Below are 23,960 nucleotides of genomic sequence, written 5' to 3'. Positions count from 1 at the left end.
GCTGTGAAGCAGAAGCATCTCGGGCTGGCAGCGCTGGCCGACGACGATTTCTCCGTCATGGAGGCCATCGGCGGATGGCGGGGGATTGTCGAATCCCTGTTGCCGGGGCTGGTATTTCTGGTTTTCTTCCTGGTGACCGGCCGTCTGGGGCTGACCGTGGCGGTTTCGGCGGCCTTGGCCGTTGTGCAGCTCCTGATTCGTCTGGTTCAGCGGCAGTCTTTTCTTGGGGCGCTGACCGGTCTGCTTTCGGTGGTCATCTGCCTGGTGGCTGCCTGGCTGACCCGAGATGCCCGCAACTATTACCTGCCAGGATTCCTGACCAACGGATTCTGGATCATCGTTCTCGGTGCCTCGCTGCTGGCACGGATGCCCGGCATAGGCCTGCTGGTGGAGTATCTTCGCCGACCTGTCGTCTCCGGGTGGAGACAGTGGCTGGCCTCTTGGCGCAGTGAACCGGATCTGGTACGGGCCTATAATCAGGCCACCCTGGTCTGGATCGCCGTCTTTGCGCTGCGCCTGCTGGTTCAGGTGCCGCTCTACTTAACTGGTTCCGTTGGGTTTCTTGGTGCCGCACGCCTGATTCTGGGCCTACCCCTGTTTGCCCTGGGAATCTGGATCAGCTGGCTGCTGATCGGCGGTCCCTACCACCGTCGCCAGGCCGACCAGGAGGTTCATGCCGATCATGACTGAGACCAGGGTTCGTCTGCGTATCGAGCGCTATGCCGACCAGGGCCGTTGCGTCACCCATCTGGAGGACGGTCGGGTGGTCTTCGTCCGCTTCGCCCTGCCCGGGGAGCTGGTGGAGGTCCTCCTGGACGAGCCTCACGGCCGGGCCGACAGATTCGCCACGGGAGAGGTCACCCAGGTGTTGGAGGCCAGCCCTGACCGACGTGAACCCGTCTGGCCCCTGGCTGGCCCCTTGGCCTGGGGAGGCGGCCTGGGCGGCGCTGATCTGATTCACGTCAGCCTGCCCGGTCAGCTGGCCTGGAAGGCCGATCTGATTGGTCAGCAGATGTCCCGTCTGGGCGGGGTGGACGTCCAAGTGCCGGTGGTCCGAGTTCCGGGCGATGAAGAGCTGGGCGGCCTGCACTGGAGGACGCGAATCGAGCTGGTGGCCGACGACCAGGGCCGCCCCTCCATGCGTCGGCAGGGATCGCATGACCGCCTGCCGATTCAGACCATGCCCTTGGCTACACAGCAATTGCTGGACCTGGCTGACGAACTGGGCATCTGGGAGGGCGGACTGCCCGCTGGTGCCCGCATACGCCTGGCCGTGCCCCAGCCGCGCGATGGGGGACCGGTCGGCGACAACTACGCCCTGCTGGTGGATGGTCGCCTGAGCAAGGGGAGCCGCCTGTTGATGGAGCGGCTGGAGGCCGGGGCAGGACCTGTCTACCAGGTTCGGGCCGACGGATTCTGGCAGGTCCACCGCCAGGCACCGGTCGTGCTGACCAAGGCGGTCCTGGACCAGGCCAGGCAGGCCCTGAATGGGGTCGCCGAACCGGTCATCTGGGATCTTTACTGCGGATCAGGGCTCTTCACCCTGCCCTTGGCTGCTCTGGCCGACGGACGTGTCCGGCTTCTGGCCGTGGAGGGGTCCGCCGGAGCCATTGCCAGCACGAAAAACAACGTGAAGCGGGCCGGACTGGACCGGGTGGTCCTGCGTCGAGGGGACGTGGCCAAGGTCCTGGCTGGCGGTCCGCCCAAGGGGCTTGGCCATCCCGACTTGATCCTGCTGGATCCACCCAGGGCCGGCGCCAAGGCTCAAGTCTGCCGACTGTTGGCCACCAGCGGGGCGCAGACCATCATCTATGTGGCCTGTGATCCGACCAGCCTGGCCAGGGATACAGCCACCCTGATCTCCCTGGGCTACAGTCCCAGGCACCTTGAGGCCTTTGACATCTACCCGATGACCCACCATGTGGAAACTGTGGCGGTCTTCATCCGCACGGCGGGAAGGCAGCGCTGACATGAGACACACCGGGCGGATCGTGGCAGCGGTCAGGCGGCTGGCGGGTCTACTGCTGGCAGTCGCCCTGCTGGCAGGCCTGCCCATGCTGACCGGCTGCGCCCCCAAGCACAGGGCTGTGGGCGACTCCTGGCATGAGGGCACCGTGCCCCATGACGGCGTGGATCGGTCCGACACACTCGTGGCTTTGATTGGATGCCCGCAGAAGGGTGACAAGGACCCCGATGCCGGTCTTGACAGCCGCATCCTGGCGTCCTTGAAGGCCGAGCGCATGAAGGGCTATTTCTCCTCCGCGCAGTCTACCAGCGATCAGCAGGATGGGGTGCAGGATGCCATCAACCGTGGAGTCAGTCTGATTCTGATTCGCCAACCCGGAGCCGGCGACTGGACCCCGGCCCTCAAGGCAGCCCGGAAGGCGGGCATCCCTGTGGTAGAGTTCGCTCAAAGCGCCAAGGCTTGGACCCCTGACTTAGGTAGGCTCTACTATGCGGCTACGGTCCACCCGGTGGATCCTGCCGGGAATCCACGTGCGCCCTTGCTGGCCGACGCCCTGCAGACCATTGTGGACGACGGACCGCATGCCAGGATCATGGCCGTGCGCCTGAGCGCCGACTGAAAGAGGGGCTAAGGATGAGCACAGGCAGTGAGCAAGAGACGGCAGTGGGCACAACGGCGGGCACAGGCTTTCCGGACACCGACCGGCCGGGGCTGAGCTCCCAGGAGGTGGAGCAGCTGGAGGCCCAAGGTCTGATCAATGCCTCCCAGGACCAAACCTCCCGCAGCCTGGGCCAGATCATCCGAGACAACGTCTTCACCCTCTTCAACGGGATCATCCTGACCGCCATGGTGGTGGTTCTGCTGACTGGCCAGTGGAAGGATGCGGTCTTCGGACTGATCATCATCATCAACACCGGCATCGGCGTGGCCACCGAGCTCAAGGCCAAGCACACCCTGGACGGGCTGTCCATCCTGGTGGCCTCCGACTACACGGTGCGCAGGGATGGCCGTAACCTGACCCTGCCCCACGATGCCATCGTCAAGGGGGACCTGCTCTGGATCCGCTCCGGGGACCAGGTGCCCGCCGATGCGCAAATCATCGACACATACGGTCTGGAGCTGGACGAGTCCATGCTGACCGGCGAATCGCGCACGGTCAAGCACAAGCCGGGCGACCAGGTCTACTCAGGCTCCACGGCCGTCTCGGGCATGGCCCTGGCCCAGGTGACCGCCGTGGGCGCCGACTCCTACGCCGCCACGCTGACGGCCAAGGCCAAGGTCTACAAGAAGGTTCGCTCTGACCTGAACGAGGGCATCAACACCATTCTCAAGGTCATGACCGTGGTGGTCATTCCCCTCTGCCTGCTGCTCATCTTCACCCAGATGCGGACCGTGGGCGGCTTCCAGACGGCCCTGGCCACCGGAGCCTGGCGGCAGGCCGTGGTGTCTGCCGTAGCCGGGGTCGTAGGCATGATCCCTGAGGGTCTGGTTCTGCTGACCTCTCTGAACTTCGCCCTGGCTGCCATCCGCCTGGCCCGCCACCAGACCCTGGTCCAGCAGATGGAGTCCGTGGAGACCCTGGCCCGGGTGGACGCCCTGAACTTGGACAAGACCGGCACCATCACCGACGGGGGCATCGTCTATGACGATCTGCATCCGCTGGTCGATGACTTGCCTGCCCAGCAACTGCGGCAGGCCCTGGTGGACGTCTGCGCGGAGGAGAGCCCCAACGCCACCGGCCGTGCCATCCTCAAGGGGATGGACGACCTGCGCCCCGGCAGGGCCGTCAGCCGCCTGCCTTTCTCCTCGGCCCGCAAGTGGAGCGCCGTGGCCGACCAGTCCGGCAAAATCTGGTACTTCGGCGCTCCGGAGGTGCTCCTGGCATCCCAGGCGGGCAGGTGGCCCCAGGTGGACCTGCAGGTGGCCGACTTGGCCGACCGCGGCTATCGGGTGCTGATGCTGTCCGCCCCCGATGGGTACCCGAGCACTGACCAGCCTGACCACTTCACCAGCAGCCCCGACCTGCCTGGGAACCTGAAGCCCCTAGCCCTGATCACCTGCTCGGAGCACATCCGCGAAGACGCTGCCGAGACCCTGGCCTGGTTCCGCCAACAGGGTGTGCGCTGTCGGGTCATTTCGGGCGACAACCCGGCCACGGTGGCGGCCATTGCCAACAAGGTGGGCCTGACCGGCGACAGGGCGCCCAGGGCCATGGATGCCCGTCAACTGCCCGAGGACACGGCAGCCCTGGCCGAGGTCCTGGAGGATGTAGACGTGCTGGGCCGGGTCCTGCCCGACCAGAAGAAGGCCATCGTCCAAGCCCTGCACCTGAAGGGTCACACGGTGGCCATGACCGGCGACGGGGTCAACGACTCCCTGGCTCTGAAGGAGGCGGATCTGGGCATCGCCATGGGCAATGCGGCGGCAGCCACCAAGGCCGTGGCCCAGCTGGTCCTGGTGGATTCGCGCTTCTCCCACCTGCCCGACGTGGTGGCCCGGGGCCGGCAGGTCATGGCCAACATGGAGCGTGTGGCTGGTCTCTTCTTGGTCAAGACCGTCTACTCGGCCCTGATCTCCTTAGGTGTGGTCCTGACCGGCATTCCCTTCCCTTACCTGCCCCGGCACATCACCTACATCGGCGCCCTGACCATCGGCACTCCCGCCTTCTTCCTAGCGCTGGCCCCCAACACCAGGCGCTACCGGCCAGGCTTCCTCAAGCGCGTGGTTACCTTCGCCCTGCCCTCGGGCATCGCCACTGCTTTGATTGTGCTGGCGGCGGCCTGGAGCCTGCCCGGCTTGCTGGGCCTGGACCTGGCCCGGCCCGGTGACCTGGGGCGCTGGCGGTCGGTCTGCGCCATCGTCCTCTTCTGTATGGGCGTGCTGGTCCTGACCCAGGTGGCCCGGCCCATGCGCTCTTGGAGGGGCCTGCTGGTCCTCTTCTTCGCTGCAGCCGGGGTGATCGGGGCCCTGATCCCCATGGTGGCGCAGTTCTTTGCCATCAGCCTGCCCACTGGTCCGGCCCTGGTCACAACCGTGGCCTTTGCCTTGGTGGGAGCCCTGCTCATGGTCCTGGCCGTCTTGGGCTATCCGGCATGCGCACGTTACATACGCCAAGTAACACATGGGCGCTAAGAATGGAACCTAAAAAGCGCAGATAGCGTCACTGACGGCCTGGGGTCCTCCTGCCGCCGGTCCACGTGGGCGCAAGGGCCGGCGCCTGAGCGTCCAGGGAAGGGGTGGTGCATGTCAGAATCCGCACAAGATGCCGGTCGTTCCAAGCTCAAGGTGGGTTCCGAGGAGTTCGAATACTACCGGATCAGTGACCTGCCGGGAATCGACCACCTGCCCTACAGCCTGCGCATCCTGGCCGAAAATCTGCTGCGGCACCAGAACGGAACCACGGTGACCCGGGACCAGCTGGATCAACTGCTGGACTGGGACCCCAAGACCCAGTCCGACAGGGAGATCCAGTTCACCCCCGCCCGGGTGCTCATGCAGGACTTCACCGGCGTACCCTGCATGGTCGACCTGGCCACCATGCGCGATGCCGTCAAGGCCCTGGGCGACGATCCCTCCCTGGTCAACCCGCTCATCCCCGCGCAGATGGTCATCGACCACTCCGTTCAGGTGGACAGCTCGGGCGTGCCCGGTGCCCTGGAACACAACATGGACCTGGAATACCAGCGCAACAGCGAGCGCTACCGCTTCCTGCGCTGGAGCCAGCAGGCCTTCCAAAACTTCCGCGTGGTGCCCCCGGGCACCGGCATCATCCACCAGGTCAACCTGGAGTACCTGGCCCAGGTGGTCATGCGCAGGGACAGGACCAAGGGGGAGAGGCCGGCCCTGGTCTACCCGGACTCCTGCGTGGGCACCGACTCCCACACCACCATGGTCAACGGCCTGGGCGTGCTGGGCTGGGGCGTGGGCGGCATCGAGGCCGAGGCGGCCATGCTGGGCCAGCCCATCTCCATGCTGGTGCCCCAGGTCTTGGGCTTCAAGCTGACCGGATCCATTCCCGAGGGGGTCACCGCCACCGACGTGGTGTTGACCGTGACCCAGATGCTGCGCGAGGTGGGCGTGGTGGGCCGGTTCGTGGAGTTCCACGGCAAGGGCCTGGCCCAGGTCCCCCTGGCCAACCGGGCCACCCTGGGCAACATGAGCCCCGAATTCGGCTCCACCTGCGCCATCTTCCCCATCGACCAAATAACCCTGGACTACCTGCGTCTGACCGGCCGCAGCGACGAGCATGTGCGCCTGGTGGAGGCCTATGCCAAGGCCAACGGCCTGTGGATGGACCCGGAGGATGCCGACTGCCCCGAACCCGAGTATTCGCAGGTGCTGGAGCTGGATCTGTCTACGGTGCGGCCCTCCATTGCCGGCCCCCGGCGGCCCCAGGACCGCATCCTGCTGGACCAGGCTCAGAAGACCTACCAACGGGACCTTAAGGATTACAGCGACCAGGACAAGGACAAGGGCGAGGCTGTGCCGGTCAGGAAGGCCGACGGCAGCGAGTTCAGCCTGCGGGACGGGGATGTGGTCATCGCGGCCATCACCTCATGCACCAACACCTCCAACCCCTCGGTCATGGTGGCCGCCGGTCTGCTGGCCCGCCAGGCGCGCGCCCGGGGCCTCAAGCCCAAGCCCTGGGTCAAGACCTCGCTGGCGCCGGGCTCCCAGGTGGTGACGGACTATCTGAACCGGACCGGCCTGAGCAAGGACCTGGATGCCCTGGGCTTCGAGCTGGTCGGCTACGGCTGCACCACCTGCATCGGCAACTCCGGCCCCCTGGACCCGGCCATCCACCAGGCCATCGCCGATCATGACCTGACAGTGACGGCCGTGCTCTCGGGCAACAGGAACTTCGAGGGGCGCATCAGCCCGGACGTGAAGATGAACTATCTGGCCTCGCCGCCCCTGGTGGTGGCCTACGCCCTGGCCGGCACCATGGACTTCGACCCCTGGCACGACTCCCTGGGTCAGGACAGCCAGGGCAAGCCGGTCATGCTGGCGGACATCTGGCCCTCCCAGGAGGCCATCGAGTCCGTAGTGGGCACCGCCCTGGACCGGGACATGTATCTGCGCGACTATGCGGACGTCTTCGGCGGGGATGATCGCTGGCGGAAGCTGGAGGTGCCGGAGGGCGAGCTCTTCCACTGGGACCAGGATTCCACCTACATACGCCGCCAGACCTTCTTCGACGGCATGAAGGCCCAGCCCGACCCCCTGGAGGACATCCACGGGGCCCGGGTGTTGGCCCTGCTGGGGGATTCGGTCACCACCGACCACATCTCGCCCGCAGGGGCCATCAAGGCCGATGCACCAGCCGGCCGCTACCTGCAGGAGCACGGCATAGCCCCCAGGGACTTCAACTCCTACGGCTCCCGGCGCGGCAACCACGAGGTCATGGTCCGGGGCACCTTCGGCAACATCCGCCTGCGCAACCAGCTGCTGGCCTCGGTGGGGCTGGATGTGCGCCCGGGAGGGTTCACCTACGACTTCCTGAACGGCCAGGAGACGACCATCTTCGATGCTGCGCAGGACTATGCCAGGCAGGGCACGCCCCTGGTGGTGCTGGCCGGCAGCGAGTACGGCACGGGCTCCTCAAGGGACTGGGCGGCCAAGGGCACCCGAATGCTGGGCGTGCGGGCCGTCATCGCCAGGTCCTTCGAGCGCATCCACCGCAGCAACCTGATCGGCATGGGCGTGCTGCCGCTGGAGTTTCCTGCAGGTCAGTCGGCCCAGAGCCTGGGGCTGGATGGTCAGGAGACCTATGACCTGATTGGCGTCGATGCGCTGAACAGCTCCCTGCCTGAGCAGGTCCAGGTGTGTGCCCAGCGGCCCGACGGCAGCAGGGTGGAGTTTGCGGCCAAGGTGCGCATCGACACCCCTGGCGAGGCCGAGTACTACCGCAACGGCGGCATCCTTCAGTACGTGCTGCGTGGTCTGCTGGCCAGGGTCGACCAGGATGCCTGAAAAACCAGGATGCCTGAAAAAGATATAAAAAATCCCGCCCCCGATGCCAGGGGCGGGATTTCTTCGTCAGTTCCGGTCGCCGACCAGATTCAGGATGTAGAGGAAGAGGTTGACGAAGTCCAGGTAGAGGTTGAGGGCGCAGAGGATGGAGACCCGCTTGATGGCCTCCGGCCCCTGGCTGCGGTAGGTGGCGAAGATGACCCTGGTCTGCTGGGCGTCGTACATGGTCAGCCCGGCGAAGAGGATGATGCCGATGGCCGAGACCACGCGCAGGGCCGTGTTCGAAGGGGCCACGAAGAGCATGACCAGCTGGACCAGGATCAGCATGAGCAGGCCGGCCATGAAGATGGACCCCATGCCCAGCATGTTCCGCCGGGTGGTCAGCCCCAGCATGCTCAGAACGAAGAAGAAGCCTGCGCTGATCACCAGGGTCAGCATGATGGACGGCAGTGAGTAGGTTATGAAGATGGTGCTCAAAGTGAAGCCCATCAGGGCCGCATAGAGGTAAAACATGACCCGGGCGGTGGAGGTGCGCATACGCATGATCCGGGCGCTCAGAATCATGGCGAAGGCCACCTGGACCACGGCCATGCCGATCCAGCCCAGGGTGCCCGTGGCCTGCATGAAAGCCAGGAGCAGTCCGGTCCGGGCGGTCAGATAGGCCGTCAGGGCGGTGACCAGCAGGCCGACGGCCATCTCCGCATAAGCGCGGGACATTGAGACCCGCTCCGCCTTTTCAAAGCTGTATGCTGCGTTGGCGTCGATGGGCGAGCCCATGCTGTAGGGCTCACCGCCCTGCATGGTCGGCATCGGCTGCTGCGCGTACTGACTGTATGGGGCCTGCGGCCGCGGATTCCCGTTGAAAGCCATCTGCTCCTCCTTGTCGTTCCCGCCTGTGGCGGATAGTTATCTTATCCAAGTCTACATGGCGGGCTGGCTGTATAAAGGGTGTTTGCTCTGGCCGCAATGGCGGGGTGGTTCCTTGCCTACACCCCGCCGTTGCGGTTGCCTCTTTCTGATTGTGTGTTGCACGATTTAAGGGGTATGAGCCTCTGCGGCGCTCAGCCCTGTCGGGCTGGCCCGGCAGGAGGCCGGATGCATGAACCGGCAGCCAGGCGGGCCGGTGCCGTCTGCCATGTCGGCCTCCTGCCTGCCGGAAAGCCGCCCAGCCGGAGGACAGGACGCATGAAGAACATGCCCAAGCACGGTTTCGTGCATCGACATCTGTCAAAAAGCCGTTATCGCTGGTTCGGCCCATCTTGCCTGGCAGATAGAATGAACAGGCAACACGTCACGGCCTCTGATCGGCCGGCAAGGAGTATGCCTATATGACCGGAAACGTCACCGACACCGTCATCACCCTCAACAATGGGGTCAGCATTCCCCAGCTGGGGCTCGGGGTCTTCCAAACACCTGATGGCGAGGCCACCAGCCAGGCCGTCACCTGGGCCCTGCAGGCGGGCTACCGCCACATCGACACCGCCATGATCTACGGCAACGAACAGTCCGTGGGGGAGGGCCTGCGCCGCTCCGGGGTTGACCGGCGGGATGTCTTCCTGACTACCAAGCTCTGGAATGAGGACATCCGCGCTGGGCGGGCCAAGGAAGCCTTCAAGGAGAGCCTGGACCGGCTGGGCGTGGACTACCTGGACCTCTACCTGATCCACTGGCCCGCCCAGGGCTGGCAGCAGGCCTGGGAGGACATGGAGGAGCTCTACACCCAGCGGCGCGTGCGGGCCATTGGGGTCTGCAACTTCCAGAAGCACCACCTGGACGAGCTGCACACTATCAGTGGCACCAAGCCGGCGGTCGACCAGATTGAGTCCTCGCCCCAGTTCGTCAACGGCGACCTGATCGACTACTGCCACGGCACCCTGCGTGTGGATGTGGAGGCCTACAGCCCCCTCGGCGGCACCGGCGGCAACCTGCTGGCCGACCCCAGGCTCAAGACCATGGCCGAGCGCTACGACCGCTCACCGGCACAGATCGTGCTGCGCTGGCATCTGCAGCGCGGGGTCATCGTCATCCCCAAGTCCACCCACAAGGACAGGATTGAGCAGAACGCGCAGGTCTTCGACTTCGAGCTGAGCGACGAGGACATGCAGGCCATCGCCGCCATGAACAGGGATGAACGCACTGGCGCGGATCCCGACAATTTCGACTTCTGAGGAATGGTGGTACAGGAGGAGACCCGACCTTGAAGGCGGGGCCACCTCCTGGGGCCTGGCGGAAGCCCCAACCCTTCCACCTGGCCTGGTTCCTATGGTAAAGGATCTGTGAGGATTCAGTTAATCGGTATTGCCGCTGATGGCTTCGTCGTCGGAATCCTGCTCCTGGGGCGAACCTGAGATGTCGCGGTGGATGGACTGCATCTGCACCTCAATGTTCTGCAGGGAGCGGGCGCAGTCCAGCAGGGTCTGCGAATGCTCGGCCAGGCGGGCGTCGGGTAGGTCGGACTTGTAGCGCAACTGGTGCTCCAGGGAGGCCCAGTAGTCCATGGCGATGGTGCGGAACTGAACCTCGACCGGCGTGTAGTGGGGGCCCGAGGTCAGGAAGACAGGCACGGCATAGATGACGTGCAGGCTGCGGTAGCCGTTCATCTTGGGATTGCGGATGTAGTCCTTGACCCTCAGCACCTGGATGTCCGACTGGTCGGAGAGATAGCGGGAGACCGAGTAGACGTCGTCCCGGTAGTTGCAGATGACACGCACGCCGGCCACATCGAAGATGTGATCGCGCACCGAGGTGATGGTGACGGGCAGGTTCTTGCGGTGCAGCTTGCCGATCAGCGAGTCCACGCTCTTGAGCCGGCGCTCCATGTGATGGATGGGGTTGTGGCTGAACCTGACCTGGAACTCGGTGTCCAGCACGTCCAGCTTGGTCGAAATCTCGTACATGGCCCCCTCGTAGGTCTGCATGAGATTGACGAATTCCGTTATCTCGTCGATATTCAGCTTGGGGCGGTCCCTTTCGTCCAAGTCTGACAGCCGTTGCTTCATTTCGGATGCGCTCATGGCACTGTTACGGTCGAGTATCACATGAACCTCCCATGCCGCCGTTCGTAACCATGACTCATGGTACGCACAGGCCCCGATGGCCGCGGGACCCGACCTGCGCATACAATCATGGCTTATGGAAGCAGACGAGGGCATGAGCGTGACCGCTCAGCGTAAGGGCAGCAGGGGCGTCTACTATGTGCGGACCCTGGGCTGTCAGATGAACGAGCACGATTCCGAGCGAATTGCCGGGGTGCTGCAAGACCACGGCTACCAGCAGGCCACGCCCGAGCAGGTTCGCGCACACGAGGTGGACGTGATGGTGCTCAACACCTGCGCCGTGCGCGACAACGCCACCGAGCGCATGTACGGGACCATCGGGCGCTGGCACCGGTTCAAGCAGCACAAGCCCGACACGCGCATCGCCGTGGGCGGCTGCATGGCCCAGAAGGATCGGGAGCGGATTGTGAGGGCGGCGCCCTGGGTGGATGCGGTCTTCGGCACCAGGGACATCGGCTCGTTGCCCGGCCTGCTGGATAAGGCCCGCGAGGACGGGCGGCCCCAGGTGGGGGTCTCGGAGGAGTTGCGGAATCTGCCCGGGCGGCTGCCGGAGGTCAGGGCCTCGCGCTCGCAGGCCTGGGTGTCCATATCGGTCGGCTGCAACAACACCTGCACTTTTTGCATCGTGCCCTCGGTGCGCGGTCGGGAGCGGGACCGGTCCATGGACGACATCCTGCACGAGGTCCGGGACTGTGTGGGCTCCGGAGCCCGCCAGGTGACCCTGCTGGGGCAGAACGTCAACTCCTACGGCTGGTCGACGGGGGACCGCTACGCCTTCGCCCGACTCCTGCGCGCCTGCGGCCGGGTGCCCGGGCTGAAGAGGATCCGCTTCACCTCGCCCCATCCGGCTGCCTTTACCGACGATGTGATTGCGGCCATGGCCGAGACTCCCACGGTCATGCACCAGCTGCACATGCCCCTGCAGTCGGGCTCCGACCGGATCCTGAGGGCCATGCGGCGCTCCTACCGGTCCCAACGCTTTCTGGAGATACTCGACAAGGTGCGGGCCGCCATGCCCGATGCCCAGATCACCACCGACATCATCGTGGGATTCCCAGGGGAAACCGAGGAGGATTTCCAGGCCACCATGGATACGATGCGCCGGGCGCGCTTCTCGTCGGCCTACATCTTCGAGTATTCGCCTAGGCCCGGCACACCTGCCGCGCGCATGACCCAGCTTCCCAAGGCCGTGGTCCAGGACCGGTTCGAGCGTCTGCATACCCTGCAGGAGTCCATCACCATGGAGCAGATGAAGGCCTTCACGGGCAAAGACGTGGAGGTGCTCATCGGCGACAGGCACGGCCGGCATGACGGCAGCACCCACCGGGTGACCGGGCATGAGCGCACCGGGGTGCTGGTCCACGTCGGCGTGCCTAAGGGAATGCCTGCGCCAAAGCCCGGCGACCTGGTCACCTGCACCGTCACCCAGGCCGGACCCCACTATCTGATTGCTGACCCGGATCCCCGGGTGGGGCAGGTCTATGACATCCGCTGAACCCCGCATCGTCTCCATCGTGGGTCCTACAGCCTCGGGCAAGACCGCCCTGGGTGTGGCTCTGGCACAGGCTCTCCAGGAGCGCGGGCAGGAGGCACATATCGTCAATGCCGATGCCTACCAGATGTACCGGGGGATGGATGTGGGCACGGCCAAGCCGCCGGTCCAGGAGCGGCAGGCGGTGGTCCACCACCTGATCGACATCATCGAGCCGGAGGAAGCCATGAGCGTGGCCCGCTTCCAGGCCATGGCCCGGTCCCTGATAGCCGACCTCCGGACGCGAGGAATCAGGCCAATCCTTGTGGGCGGCTCCGGGCTCTATACCCGGGCTGTCATTGATGGCCTGTCCTTCCCTGGCACTGACCCGTCGGTCAGGGCCAGGCTGGAGGAGTTGGCCCAAGAGGAGGGCCCCGGGCTGCTCTTCCGCGAGCTGCAGGAGCGGGACCCGGAGGCTGCGGCCCGGATGGATCCTCGGAATGTGCGCAGGACCGTGCGGGCCCTGGAGGTCATGGACATCACTGGACGGCCCTACTCGGCCAGTCTGCCCCGATATCGCTACCTGATGCCCGCCCTGCAGTTGGGACTGGACCTGCCCCGGGAGGAGCTAGACCGCAGGATCGACCAGCGCACCCAGGCCATGCGCGACCGGGGGCTTGTTGACGAGGTGAGCGGGCTGCGAAACCGCCTGGGGCCCACAGCTTCCCGTGCCCTGGGCTATCAGCAGATTCTGGACTACCTGGACGGCCGCACCGACCTGGATGCCGCCTTCGAGCTGATAGCGCAGAAGACCAAGCGCCTGGCCCGCAAGCAGATGGGCTGGTTCGGCCGGGATCCGCGTATCCACTGGCTGAATGCCCTGGCCCCGGACTTGGCTCAGCAGGCCCTGGACTTGGTGGACCAGGCCGACCAAGGCTGCTTCGACCAGGCGGATGCCCAGGCCGATCTTTCAGAACAGGGAAGGGTGACCAGACACCATCTGGGAGCGCTTTGACTTCAAGTACTTGAAGTTCCTAGGCTGGATGGGTATGACCACCATCATGCAGCCCCAGGTTGAAACCCAGACCGCCCAAACCCAGGCCGACCAGGAATCCGGGCCCTGGTACACCATTCGCCAGGCCTCGCTCATGTCAGGGATGCCGGAGACTACCCTGCGCTACTACGAGACCATCGGCATCATTCCGCCCATCGCCAGGGATCCCTCAAGCGGCCACCGCTGCTACAACCAGGAGGATCTGGACCTGCTGGAGACCATCTCCTGCTTGAGCGCCACGGGCATGTCCCTGGAGCACATGCGGGAGTATCTGGGCAACCGCGCGGCGGGATCCGAGGTCGCCGGACGGCAGATCGAACTCCTGGACGAGCAGGAACAGCGGCTGGACCAGCGGATGGCCGACCTGCGCGCACGGAAACGGTATGTGCAGCTCAAAATAAAATACTGGGGGCGCATCCGCGACCACGACCAGGCTGGTGCAACACAACTAATCAGTCAGAGTGCCCAGATTATCGAGGCCGCCAAGCGTAGCGGCAACGAGCGGCTGCCGGGCTGAAGCTGCCGACTCAGTGGGCTGGGCCCTGGTCCCATCCGGCGATCAGGAATATTCGAGTTGGGTTGACCGGGCGGACTATGCCCGCAATCAGGACCTGCAGATCATCGGTCTTGCCTCGGAGCGCTCGCTGGATGGCCCGGCGGTGGGCGGCCGGATCAGCCCGTCCCCAATCCAGGTCCCAGCCTGCATCGTGGGACAAGCGTGAGAGGAAGATGCGCAGAGTCATGCCGTTGCAGTCGGCGAAGGGGTGCAGATAGGAGAGCTCGTCATAGTAGTGGGCCAGGCGGTCTGCGAAGACCGGACGGTCCAGGTTGGCCAGATTGCGTTCGGCCGCCAGCTCCTGGCCGATGGCTGCCGCACCCTGCTCCAGCATGGCCGCCGGATACAGGCTGGCATCGTCGTCTGGTTGGGGTCGGCGCAGCACTCGCCCTTCCGGCAGACTGGGCAGCAGCCGACGGTGGATGGCCCGCAGCTCTTCAAGATCTCCCTCGGTCGCCCAAGGCCGCTGACAGATCAGGATGCTCCGCAGAAAAAGGGCATCCGCCGGGGTATCTGCCTTGGCCTTCTTATGACTGCTCTGTGCCTCCAAGCGTCGGGCCTGGTCGGCCAGTGACTCGGCCTGCCTTCTGCCCGCCATAAAGTCGCTGGCCGCCTGAAGAGCAAAAGGACTGGGCCGACGGTCATCCAGAAGCAGGTTGCGCATGGCGAAGGCCACGGCGCTCTGACGTTCGGCTGGTGTCATGCCAACGATGCTAGCCCTGGCGGCCCCCGTCTGAAAGAGTTGTGCACACTGACCCGGAGAACCCGATGCGGACCGGGGTTCTGGGTAGGCTGAAAGGGTTATGACACGTAAGCAGCAAGCAGACGCACGCGGTCGCGGCCGGACCGCATCCAAGGACAGCCAAGACCCGGAACCCTTCTGGCATAAGGTCTTGCTGGCCCTGCCCCGGGGCATGGGATCCTTGGTTCGCGCCGTGGCCGGCAAAAACGGCGACAACTCCGCCTATCGCAAGGATGGACTCTGCTTCGTACTGGTCATTCTGGCCGTGCTTTTCTGCGCCAGCGAATGGTTCCGCGTGAACGGCTTTCTGGGGCGGGGGCTGCATGCCCTGGCTGCGGGTGTTCTTGGGCTCTGCAGCATCATCCTGCCGGTGGTTCTGCTCTTTGCGGCCTTCCGGCTGGTCTGCTACACCGGGCGCGAGGCGGGCAACCTGCCTGTGGTGGGCGGCCTCATGGTGGTGCTCTGGTCGGTCTGCTCCATTCTGGACGTGCTCATGGCCTCGGATTATCGCGGCTTTGACATGAAGGCCATCAGTGACTCAGGCGGCCTTCTGGGGTTCTTTCTGGGGTCGCCTCTGGCCTGGGGGCTGTCCAAGGTCTTCGCCGTCGTCATCTTTGTTCTTGTGGCCATTTTCGGTCTCTTCATCACCTTTAGATTCCATATGAGTGACCTCATGGCCTGGCTGCGCGGCAAGAGGGCCCATGCCTCCAGCTCGGCTTCGCCGCAGACCGCCCCCAACGAGGTCAGACTGGGCGATGACACCCTGCCCCTGGCGCCCGGCGTGCCCACCCACCAGGAGCCGGACCAGGAGGATGCCCAGGACTCCGACAGGGGCGGGGTGGCCGGCTGGTTCAGTCGGCTGCTGCATGGCCGCATCGGCAAGGATACGGACACCCATCTTGAGCGTTACGAGGCTGACGAGCCCTTCTCCCAGGCGGCCTCGCTGGAGGGTGCTGACCAAGGTGATCGGTCGGCGCAGGGTGCGCAGTCCGATCAGGTGTCCACACAGAACATGCCCGCTGTAGAGGCCCCGGCCACGGCTGCCCTCCTGGATGCCAGGGAGCAGGGGCACCCCAAGGTGGATCCGGCCGCCCTGTCCGGTGTGGGGACCTCGGACCCCTGGGCCGCTGCCGCAGCTGCAGCCGACACCGTGCAGATGGATGCCCAACCCGCTCAGGGAGCGGGGAACCAGCCGGCTGGAGCCCAGGGTACGGGAGCCCAGGCTGCCGACGCGTCAAGCTCCTCCGATGACCGCCAGGTGGACGAGAGCCGGCCCTATGTGCTGCCCAGCACGGACCTGCTGGTCAAGGGGAAGCCTCACGCGGTCAGGACCTCAGCCAACGACGCAGTCATCAAGGCCTTGCAATCAACCTTCCAGCAGTTCGATGTGGACGCCAAGGTGGTGGGCTTCCTGCGTGGCCCCTCGGTCACCCAGTACGAGGTGGAGTTGGGGCCGGGCGTCAAAGTGGAGAAGGTCACCAATCTTCAGCGCAACATCGCCTACGCGGTGGCCAGTTCGGACGTTCGCATCCTGTCCCCTATCCCCGGCAAGTCGGCCATCGGCATCGAGATTCCCAATGTGGACCGCGAGATCGTCCACCTGGGCGACGTGCTGCGCTCCGACAAGGCCAAGCAGGACGACAACCCCATGATGACCGCCGTGGGCAAGGATGTGGAAGGCCACTATGTGACCGCCGACCTGACCAAGATGCCCCACCTGCTGGTGGCCGGCGCTACGGGTTCGGGCAAGTCCAGCTTCATCAACTCCATGCTGGTTTCGTTGATCATGCGGGCTACGCCGGAACAGGTCCGCCTGATCATGGTGGACCCCAAGCGTGTGGAGCTGAGCGCCTATGCCGGCATTCCTCACCTGCTCACGCCCATCATCACCGAGCCCAAGAAGGCCGCCCAGGCCCTGGAGTGGGTGGTCAAGGAGATGGATGCCCGCTACGACGACCTGCAGTTCTTCGGATTCCGGCACATCAAGGACTTCAACAAGGCCGTGCGCGAGGGCAAGGTCCACGCACCGGCCGGCTCCAACCGCAAGGTGGCGCCTTATCCATACCTGGTCGTGGTGGTCGACGAGATGGCCGACCTGATGATGGTGGCCAAGAACGACGTGGAGAGCTCCATCCAGCGGATCACCCAGCTGGCACGTGCGGCCGGCGTGCACTTGGTCCTGGCCACCCAGCGGCCCTCGGTGGACGTGGTCACCGGTCTGATCAAAGCCAACATCCCCTCCAGACTGGCCTTTGCCACATCCTCCTCGACGGATTCCCGAGTCATTCTGGATGCCACTGGCGCCGAGACCCTGATCGGCCAGGGCGATGCCCTCTTCCTGCCCATGGGCCAGGCCAAGCCCACACGCGTCCAGGGAGCCTGGGTCTCCGAGTCCGAGATCCGCAAGGCGGTGGATTATGTGCGCACCCAGCGCAAACCCCATTACCGCGAAGACATCGAGCAGATGGCCGACAAGGCCGACCACAAGAACGAGATTCAGGAGGAGATCGGCGACGACATGGACGAGCTGCTCCAGGCGGCCGAGCTGGTGGTGACCACCCAGTTCGGATCCACCTCCATGCTCCAGCGCAAGCTGCGTGTGGGTTTCGCCAGGGCAGGGAGGCTGATGGATCTGCTGGAGTCGAGGGGAATCGTAGGGCCGTCGGAGGGCTCCAAGGCCCGCGAGGTGCTCATTCAGCCGCCGCAGCTGCAGCAGGCCCTGGCTTTCATCCGAGGCGACGCCACCTCCATGGATCCTGCCCCCGATGAGCAAGCGCAGGGCTGAACATCGGCCCGAAGAGCCGGGCCTGGTCTACCGTTATGATGAAACTGCCGCCCGGCATGTATTGTTGGACGGCCCGAGCGCACGAGTATCGCGTATAAGGAGTGGCAATGCAGGAGCATGCCGAGTCAGAGACCGGTCGTGAGAGGCGTAGGCTTCTCGAAGGATGGAATTCTCCCCCAAATCTGGTCACCTACACCCGTATCCTCCTGGTCCTGATCTTCATCGCTCTGGATCTGATGGCCGGTCCTTGGGGCGAGCGCAGGCCTGGCATGCGGTGGACCGCCGCAGTGCTCTTCATCCTCGCCGCCTCGACCGACAAGCTTGACGGGTGGCTGGCCCGCCGGTACAACCAGGTGACCGAACTGGGCAAGCTCATGGATCCCATTGCCGACAAGCTGCTGATCTGCTCAGCGCTGATTGTGGCATCCGTCTTCGGCGAGCTCTGGTGGTGGATCACCCTGCTCTTCCTAGTGCGGGAACTGGGCATCACCCTGCTGCGGGTTCTGGTCATCAACAAGCAGGGCCGGGTCATCGCCGCCTCCCGGGCTGGCAAGTACAAGACCCTATTTGAGTGCATCGGTCTGGGTATGCTCATGGTGCCCCTTTCGCCGGTCTGGCCCTGGTACCTGGTGACTACGCGCGTGGTCATCCTGGTGGCTCTGGCCCTCTGCCTCTACTCGGGAGCGGAATACGTGATAGGGATGCGGCAATGATCGGCAAGAGCGTGCAGGTCCGCTGCGACGACCTGGCTGGACGGATCATCGACACCTGCCGTGATTCTGGCCTGTTGCTGGCTGCAGCCGAATCACTGACCGGGGGACTGCTGGCCGATGCTTTCGTCAGGATTCCCGGGGCGTCAGACGTCTTTCTGGGCTCGGCCGTCACCTATGACATCGCCGCCAAGGCAGCCATCCTCAAAGTGGACCAGGATCTGCTGGCCACCCAGGGCGCAGTCCATCCCCGGGTTGCCCAGGAGATGGCCGAGGGCACGGCCAGGCTTTACACCAGGCCGGGGCACGAAGATACTGTTATAGGCATGGCCACTACAGGTGTGGCTGGGCCTGGTCCTGATGGGGGTGATCCTGCTGGGCTGGTCTACATCGGTCTGGCTCTGCCCGCCCGGGTGATGGGTCGACGTATAGAGACTGGCCTTCAGTCCCATGTCTACCGGACTTATGCCTATGAGCTGCATCTGGATGGCGATCGGGAACAGGTGCGCCGGGGGACGGTCATGCGGATTCTGGAACAGCTGGATCGGGCCTTGCGCTCGCGGGGCTGACGGCCTGATGCGGTCAGTCGCTTTTACGGTTTTTACGGCTTCCGCAAGTCGATGTCGAACCTTCTGCCTGCGGAATGCTGTAGTCGGCAGGCCAAAGCAAGAGGGTGCCTGTATTGTGCCATCCCTCATGTTCCCTGATTTCTTTCTTGCGCATACGTGACCTTGGTCACAAAGCAAGCATTTCGGGTTCCTCCCCTGGAATAATCTACTGGCTCGTCTGTTGGTCAATGTGTAAGAAGTTGAACACGATAATGGCGAAAGGGGCTGCTATGGCCAGCACCGAGACCGTGATGACTCGAACTAACGATACCTATGATGTCAAGCCGGCCGCACCCGGAGTGGAGCGCAATGCACGGGTTCGTGATCTGACACCTGCCCAGCGTCGTGCCGTCGTCTTCGCCCAGCAACAGGTGATCCGTGCCAAGGCTGCCAAGAAGGCCAAGGAGGAGCGCCAGGCCAATCTGAACAAGATGTGGATGGAGGAGGACGGCGTGGAAGCCAGCCGTCAGCGGGCAGCCTCCACCAACGACGGCCAGGCCGTCACCCACACCGTCTCCCTGCGCGAGGCCTTGGGCCACGTGCTGCGCGAGCTGAGGACCAACGATCACAAGACCCTGCGTGAGGTCAGCGAGAAGGCCGGCGTGTCCCTGGGCTACCTGTCCGAGGTGGAGCGCGGCCAGAAAGAGGCCAGCTCCGAGCTGCTGAGCTCCATCGCCGACGCACTGGGCCTGGGCGTGCCGCAGACACTGAGGATGGTGGCGGACTACTTGGAGTCCACTCAGGAGTAAGTATGTCAGGTCCTGCCGGTCGACTCGGCGGACCGTTCTTGAGGGCGTCCGGTTCTGAGGAACCAGGCGCCCTCTTCTGCTGACTGTCGGTTGCTACCGTAGAAGGGGTGTGACAGGGTGGGTTTTGGACGAAAGGTGATGTCGGGTGCGTGAACGGGAATTCTGGCAGCTGCTGGAGGAGGTCTTCGGCCGGGTCTACGGACGCAGCCTGGCCCGTGACCAAAGGCTGACCGCCCTGGATGCCATGACCGTAATAGAGGCATTGGATGCGGGCGTGGAGCCGCGCGTGGTCTGGAATGTGCTCTGCGATCAGATGGAGATTCCCGACTCCCGCCGCTGGGGGAAGGATCACAATGCGCCGCCCATGCCGGCAGCCTGATCGGCGGGTTTTATCCTCCGCGAACGTATTTCCCATACCAGGCGATTTTCGAACATTTGTTCGCATAGTCGGGTATACTGATACCCATGGTCCGGTGATTATCGGCACGTTCGACCACATCGGGCGCCGGGACCGCAGACGGGTTCCGACGGCGGATAGGCTGTCAATCGTGAGGTCGTCAATCAGGATGTCGTCATCGTGAGGTCGGTTACGAAAAAGGAGAGCCATATGGCACGTCAGAGCAACAGTGGCAAGGCGAAGAAGGAAGAGGAGGGCGGGATCGACCCACGTCGCCAGGCAGCTTTGAACACGGCCCTCGCGCAGGTGGAGAAGAGCTTCGGCAAGGGTTCGGCCATGCGTCTGGGCGACAAGCCTGCCCAGGATGTGGAGGTCATTCCCACCGGATCCCTGGCCTTGGACATGGCCCTGGGCATCGGCGGACTGCCCCGTGGCCGCATCGTCGAGATCTACGGTCCTGAATCCTCGGGCAAGACCACCCTGGCCCTGCATGCGGTGGCCAATGCACAGGCCGGTGGTGGAGTGGCCGCCTTCATCGACGCCGAGCACGCTCTGGATCCCGAGTACGCCAAGAAGCTGGGCGTGGACACGGACTCCTTGATCGTCTCCCAGCCGGACAACGGCGAACAGGCATTGGAGATCGCCGACATGCTGATCAGGTCGGGTGCCCTGGATGTCATCGTCATCGACTCGGTGGCCGCCCTGGTGCCCAAGGCCGAGATCGAGGGCGACATGGGTGACAGCCACGTGGGTCTGCAGGCCCGTCTGATGAGCCAGGCCCTGCGCAAGATGACCGGCGCCCTGTCCCAGGCCAACACCACAGCCATCTTCATCAACCAGCTCAGGGAGAAGATCGGCGTCTTCTTCGGCAGCCCGGAGACCACCACCGGCGGCAAGGCCCTGAAGTTCTATGCCTCGGTCCGCCTGGACATCCGCCGCATCCAGACCCTGAAGAACGGCGACGAGGCGGTGGGCAACCGCACCAAGGTCAAGGTAGTCAAGAACAAGATGGCCCCGCCCTTCAAGGTGGCCGAATTCGATATTCTCTATGGAGAAGGCATCTCCAAGGAGGGTTCGGTTCTGGACATGGCCCTGCAGACCAACATCGTCAAGAAGTCGGGCTCCTGGTTCACCTACGAGGGCGATCAGCTGGGTCAGGGCAGGGAGAACGTCCGTCAGTTCCTCAAGGACAACCCCGGCCTGACCAAGGAGATCGAAGATAAGGTCAAGGTGGCCTTCGGCCTTATCCCTGCTCCCTCTGAGGACGACAAGGCCGATCAGGCTGATGCTGACCAAGGCAGCAAGGAAGACGACTCGGCTCCTGTCGACGTCAACACCACCGTACCCACGGCCCAGGCTGCATGACCCGATGATCTCGGCCGAGGACTTCCTCAAGGACAATCCTGTCCGACTGGCACAGACCGAGGATTCTGCCGACTCCAGTACAGAGTCGAAGAATTCTCGGTCGGACAAGTTGCAGCCAGACTCTGCGGGTGCGCCTGCTCCAGCAGAGTCGGTGGCAGTTCTTGATCCTGTCCTTGAGCAGAAGGATGACAGCTTGAAGGAGGACAGCCGCCCAGTGCAGGCCGCTGCCTTGGGTCTGGAGCATGGCGCCCGATTCGGGGGTAGTCTGGAAGATGTAGACAGTGCTGCCAATGCTGATATGGGTGACGAATCCCTGGCAGGTCACCATTCTCGTGGTCGCCGTTCTGCCCGGGGTTCCGATAGAAGGACCCGCCGTCGTGGCCGTCACCCACGTGCCGGCGGCTTTGGTGGGGGTTCCGCGCCTGCAGCTCCGCGAGCAGATGCCGATGATGCGGATGCTTGCCGGGAGGCTGCTCTGACCCTGCTGGATGCTGCGGCCCGTTCAAGCGGGGCTCTGGCCCGCCGTCTGGTTGACAAGGGGTTTGATACGAACGTGGTCGATCAGGTGATCGACCGGCTGACCAAGTTGGGTTTGGTGGATGACCAGGCCTATGCCCAGGATCTTCTGCGCTCTTGTCTGCATCGCACCATGGGGGAGCGCGGTGTTCTCTCGGAGATGACCCGCAAGGGTTTGGATCGGGGGCTGGCTGCGCAGGTAGTCGCTCAGGCCTCCCGTGAGGGACTCTTCGTCGACTCCGCCTACGAGCTCGGTCACAAGGTGGTCCGGAAGACAGCGGGGCTTGATCTCAAGGTGCGTAAACGTCGATTCTGGAGTGCTGGATCCCGCAAGGGCCACTCTCCCGGCCTCCTCAACCAGGTGGCAGCAGACCTTTTCGTCTCTGACGACCCTCTCGATTGAGATGCGCCATGGACCTATCGGTATCCAGAATGAAAGCTTGCAAGGCAATATGCGGCTATGGCCGTTTCCCTGAACTGCTGCTCTTGTTCTAGATCTGTTAGAAGGTGAAAGTGTCGGATGCTCAAAAAGAGTGAACTTCTGCAGGAAAATACAGCACTTGTAGCCCTTCTAAGAACCATTGACAAATCTCATGATACCTGGAGCTCCATCGCTGAGAAGGTTGTACGCCAGGGTAGCGCTATTCAAGTTTTTGAACATGAGCTTGACCCGCAGCACCATCGGCTGGATGACCCCGATGAGGATGACGAATATGACGACCGTATTCAGTCGACCCTGTTGGGAGAGGATGACATACCGATTACCGCACAAAGTCGTGTACAGCTCCTGCAGGATCACAAAGAGGCAGAAGCCTTGGTTCACGATTGGGATAAGCAGGGTTTGGATATGGTGTCGGTCCTCGACGAACGGTATCCGTTGAGCCTGCGTGAAGTTGTCGATATGCCTCCGTTCCTGTTTTCCAAGGGGCGTTCCCTCAGCCCCAATCAACAGGATATGGGTGTCAGCGTGGTCGGTTCGCGCAATGCAGGGCCGGAGGCCTTGCACTTCGCTTCTGATGTCGCAACAATGCTCGTGAGTAAAGGCCTGACCGTTATCGCCGGCTTGGCCCTGGGGGTGGATGCTGAGGCCCATCATCGTGCCCTGCAGGAGCATGGCCGTACGGTGGCTTTCATCGGTACGGGCATAGGGAAGTACTACCCTGCAAAAAATCGCCAATTGCAGGATCTTATCGAACGTAAAGGGCAGGTGTTTTCGCAATTTTGGCCTTGGCAGGAGCCCGCAAAGTGGACCTTTCCTGCGCGTAATGCCACCATGAGCGGCTACGGGATCGCTACGGTCATTGTTGAAGCCCATGAATATTCCGGAACCCGTGTGCAGGCTCGGCAGGCTCAGCATCATGGCCGGCCGATCATAATTCGCGACGTTGTAGTTGACCATACGGAATGGGGCAATCGTTTGGCCCATAAGCCCAATGTTTACGTCGTATCCAATGTGGATGATGTGGCCAGGGCCATCAACTCGATACAGAGGGTCAATGGTGAGTTACAAGACGCAATCAACGGTCTAATTGCCCAAGCCAGTGCCTATGCCAAACGTGTCTTATTGGTCTGACTACAGCCGACCTTTAATGATCGCAAGTGTAAAAGTAGCTGAGGGGAAGAAGATGAGACCTCTCATATACCCCGGGTTCTGTCATCGACCGGATAAAATCCGGACGACGGGTGGCCATCCATCTCGACCTGACGTTGCCGCCAGGCTCTAGCGGCCTACCCGAAGGCGGGACGAGCAGCCCCTGAATGCCTTCTGCTTGGCCTTGCTCCCGATGAGGCTTGCCATGCGGTCGGCGTTACCGTCGACCCGGTGGTCTCTTACACCGCCGTTTCACCCTTGCCCGCCTTTAGAAGGCGAGCGGTCTATTCTCTGTTGCGCTATCTCTCAGGTCGCCCTGGGCGGAAGTTATCCGCCATCGTGCTCTGTGGAGCCCGGAAGTTCCTCAGCCCTTCCCAGGAGGAGGGGCCGCGGCCATCCGAGAGGTCTCGTTTAGCATGAT

The 23,960-nt window shown here is 63.7% G+C and carries 20 protein-coding genes and 1 other RNA gene; 17 read left to right on the top strand and 4 right to left on the bottom strand.

What is annotated here, in order from left to right:
* The first annotated feature begins 3 nt into the window (after positions 1 to 3).
* From J3T92_RS05595 to acnA, 5 genes are all read left to right on the top strand, one after another.
* A complete protein-coding gene (locus J3T92_RS05595) occupies positions 4 to 690 on the top strand; it encodes a DUF3159 domain-containing protein (RefSeq protein ID WP_267400169.1) in 687 nt (228 codons plus the stop codon).
* The gene (locus J3T92_RS05590) at positions 683 to 1,969 is read left to right on the top strand and encodes a class I SAM-dependent RNA methyltransferase (protein ID WP_267400267.1); all 1,287 of its coding nucleotides are present in this window, start codon (positions 683 to 685) and stop codon (positions 1,967 to 1,969) included. The genes J3T92_RS05595 and J3T92_RS05590 overlap by 8 nt, the downstream gene beginning before the upstream one ends.
* 1 nt (position 1,970) lies before the next feature.
* On the top strand, positions 1,971 to 2,585 hold the full coding sequence (locus J3T92_RS05585; protein WP_267400168.1) for a substrate-binding domain-containing protein: 615 nt from the start codon (positions 1,971 to 1,973) through the stop codon (positions 2,583 to 2,585).
* Positions 2,586 to 2,599: 14 nt separating this feature from the next.
* On the top strand, positions 2,600 to 5,098 hold the full coding sequence (locus J3T92_RS05580; protein ID WP_267400167.1) for an HAD-IC family P-type ATPase: 2,499 nt from the start codon (positions 2,600 to 2,602) through the stop codon (positions 5,096 to 5,098).
* 111 nt (positions 5,099 to 5,209) lie between these two features.
* Positions 5,210 to 7,939 (top strand): aconitate hydratase AcnA, encoded by a 2,730-nt coding sequence (gene acnA, locus J3T92_RS05575; protein WP_267400166.1) that lies wholly within the window; start codon positions 5,210 to 5,212, stop codon positions 7,937 to 7,939.
* A gap of 66 nt (positions 7,940 to 8,005) precedes the next feature.
* Here the strand turns inward: acnA and J3T92_RS05570 are convergent, their stop codons facing one another.
* Complete coding sequence (locus tag J3T92_RS05570) at positions 8,006 to 8,809, bottom strand: Bax inhibitor-1 family protein (protein WP_220237134.1); 804 nt, start codon at positions 8,807 to 8,809, stop codon at positions 8,006 to 8,008.
* Between the two features lie 458 nt (positions 8,810 to 9,267).
* Here J3T92_RS05570 and J3T92_RS05565 point away from each other — a divergent pair, with 458 nt between their 5' ends.
* Positions 9,268 to 10,107: an aldo/keto reductase gene (locus J3T92_RS05565; protein ID WP_267400161.1), complete on the top strand. Its 840-nt coding sequence runs from the start codon at positions 9,268 to 9,270 to the stop codon at positions 10,105 to 10,107.
* Between the two features lie 120 nt (positions 10,108 to 10,227).
* On the opposite strand, the gene J3T92_RS05560 is transcribed toward J3T92_RS05565, so the two are convergent.
* A complete protein-coding gene (locus J3T92_RS05560) occupies positions 10,228 to 10,938 on the bottom strand; it encodes a GTP pyrophosphokinase (protein ID WP_416378843.1) in 711 nt (236 codons plus the stop codon).
* A 133-nt stretch (positions 10,939 to 11,071) separates the two neighbouring features.
* On the opposite strand from J3T92_RS05560, the gene miaB reads away from it, so the two are divergent.
* The 3 genes from miaB to J3T92_RS05545 are packed head-to-tail and all read left to right on the top strand — an operon-like array spanning position 11,072 to position 14,037.
* Positions 11,072 to 12,490: a tRNA (N6-isopentenyl adenosine(37)-C2)-methylthiotransferase MiaB gene (gene miaB, locus J3T92_RS05555; protein WP_267400158.1), complete on the top strand. Its 1,419-nt coding sequence runs from the start codon at positions 11,072 to 11,074 to the stop codon at positions 12,488 to 12,490.
* Positions 12,477 to 13,481 carry a tRNA (adenosine(37)-N6)-dimethylallyltransferase MiaA gene (gene miaA, locus J3T92_RS05550; protein ID WP_267400156.1) on the top strand — a complete coding sequence of 335 codons (1,005 nt, stop codon included), beginning with the start codon at positions 12,477 to 12,479 and terminating at the stop codon, positions 13,479 to 13,481. The genes miaB and miaA overlap by 14 nt, the downstream gene beginning before the upstream one ends.
* Before the next feature lie 34 nt (positions 13,482 to 13,515).
* Positions 13,516 to 14,037 carry a MerR family transcriptional regulator gene (locus J3T92_RS05545; protein ID WP_267400154.1) on the top strand — a complete coding sequence of 174 codons (522 nt, stop codon included), beginning with the start codon at positions 13,516 to 13,518 and terminating at the stop codon, positions 14,035 to 14,037.
* 10 nt (positions 14,038 to 14,047) lie between these two features.
* Here J3T92_RS05545 and J3T92_RS05540 read toward each other — a convergent pair whose 3' ends face one another.
* A complete protein-coding gene (locus J3T92_RS05540; protein ID WP_267400153.1) occupies positions 14,048 to 14,779 on the bottom strand; it encodes a Fic family protein in 732 nt (243 codons plus the stop codon).
* Positions 14,780 to 14,879: 100 nt separating this feature from the next.
* On the opposite strand from J3T92_RS05540, the gene J3T92_RS05535 reads away from it, so the two are divergent.
* The 8 genes from J3T92_RS05535 to J3T92_RS05500 all read left to right on the top strand — a co-directional run bounded on the left by J3T92_RS05535 (position 14,880) and on the right by J3T92_RS05500 (position 23,521).
* The gene (locus J3T92_RS05535) at positions 14,880 to 17,603 is read left to right on the top strand and encodes an FtsK/SpoIIIE family DNA translocase (protein ID WP_267400152.1); all 2,724 of its coding nucleotides are present in this window, start codon (positions 14,880 to 14,882) and stop codon (positions 17,601 to 17,603) included.
* A 107-nt stretch (positions 17,604 to 17,710) separates the two neighbouring features.
* The gene (gene pgsA / locus J3T92_RS05530) at positions 17,711 to 18,316 is read left to right on the top strand and encodes a CDP-diacylglycerol--glycerol-3-phosphate 3-phosphatidyltransferase (RefSeq protein WP_267400151.1); all 606 of its coding nucleotides are present in this window, start codon (positions 17,711 to 17,713) and stop codon (positions 18,314 to 18,316) included.
* The gene (locus J3T92_RS05525) at positions 18,313 to 18,882 is read left to right on the top strand and encodes a CinA family protein (RefSeq protein ID WP_267400150.1); all 570 of its coding nucleotides are present in this window, start codon (positions 18,313 to 18,315) and stop codon (positions 18,880 to 18,882) included. The genes pgsA and J3T92_RS05525 overlap by 4 nt, the downstream gene beginning before the upstream one ends.
* A 269-nt stretch (positions 18,883 to 19,151) precedes the next feature.
* Positions 19,152 to 19,670 (top strand): helix-turn-helix domain-containing protein, encoded by a 519-nt coding sequence (locus J3T92_RS05520; protein ID WP_416378900.1) that lies wholly within the window; start codon positions 19,152 to 19,154, stop codon positions 19,668 to 19,670.
* 145 nt (positions 19,671 to 19,815) lie between these two features.
* Entirely contained in the window at positions 19,816 to 20,049 is a 234-nt protein-coding gene (locus J3T92_RS05515; protein ID WP_015021655.1) for a DUF3046 domain-containing protein, read from the top strand.
* 228 nt (positions 20,050 to 20,277) lie between these two features.
* Entirely contained in the window at positions 20,278 to 21,432 is a 1,155-nt protein-coding gene (recA, locus tag J3T92_RS05510; protein WP_024627844.1) for a recombinase RecA, read from the top strand.
* A gap of 4 nt (positions 21,433 to 21,436) precedes the next feature.
* Positions 21,437 to 22,351, top strand: coding sequence for a regulatory protein RecX (locus tag J3T92_RS05505; protein ID WP_267400148.1), 915 nt, complete (start codon positions 21,437 to 21,439; stop codon positions 22,349 to 22,351).
* A 117-nt stretch (positions 22,352 to 22,468) separates the two neighbouring features.
* Positions 22,469 to 23,521: a DNA-processing protein DprA gene (locus tag J3T92_RS05500; protein ID WP_267400147.1), complete on the top strand. Its 1,053-nt coding sequence runs from the start codon at positions 22,469 to 22,471 to the stop codon at positions 23,519 to 23,521.
* A 50-nt stretch (positions 23,522 to 23,571) separates the two neighbouring features.
* Here J3T92_RS05500 and rnpB read toward each other — a convergent pair.
* Positions 23,572 to 23,948, bottom strand: an RNA gene (gene rnpB, locus J3T92_RS05495) — RNase P RNA component class A.
* Positions 23,949 to 23,960: the final 12 nt, after the last annotated feature.

The sequence above is a fragment of the Bifidobacterium sp. B4081 genome, from assembly GCF_026537335.1.
Classification (GTDB): domain Bacteria; phylum Actinomycetota; class Actinomycetes; order Actinomycetales; family Bifidobacteriaceae; genus Bombiscardovia.
This window is presented reverse-complemented; position numbering and strand designations above follow the sequence as displayed.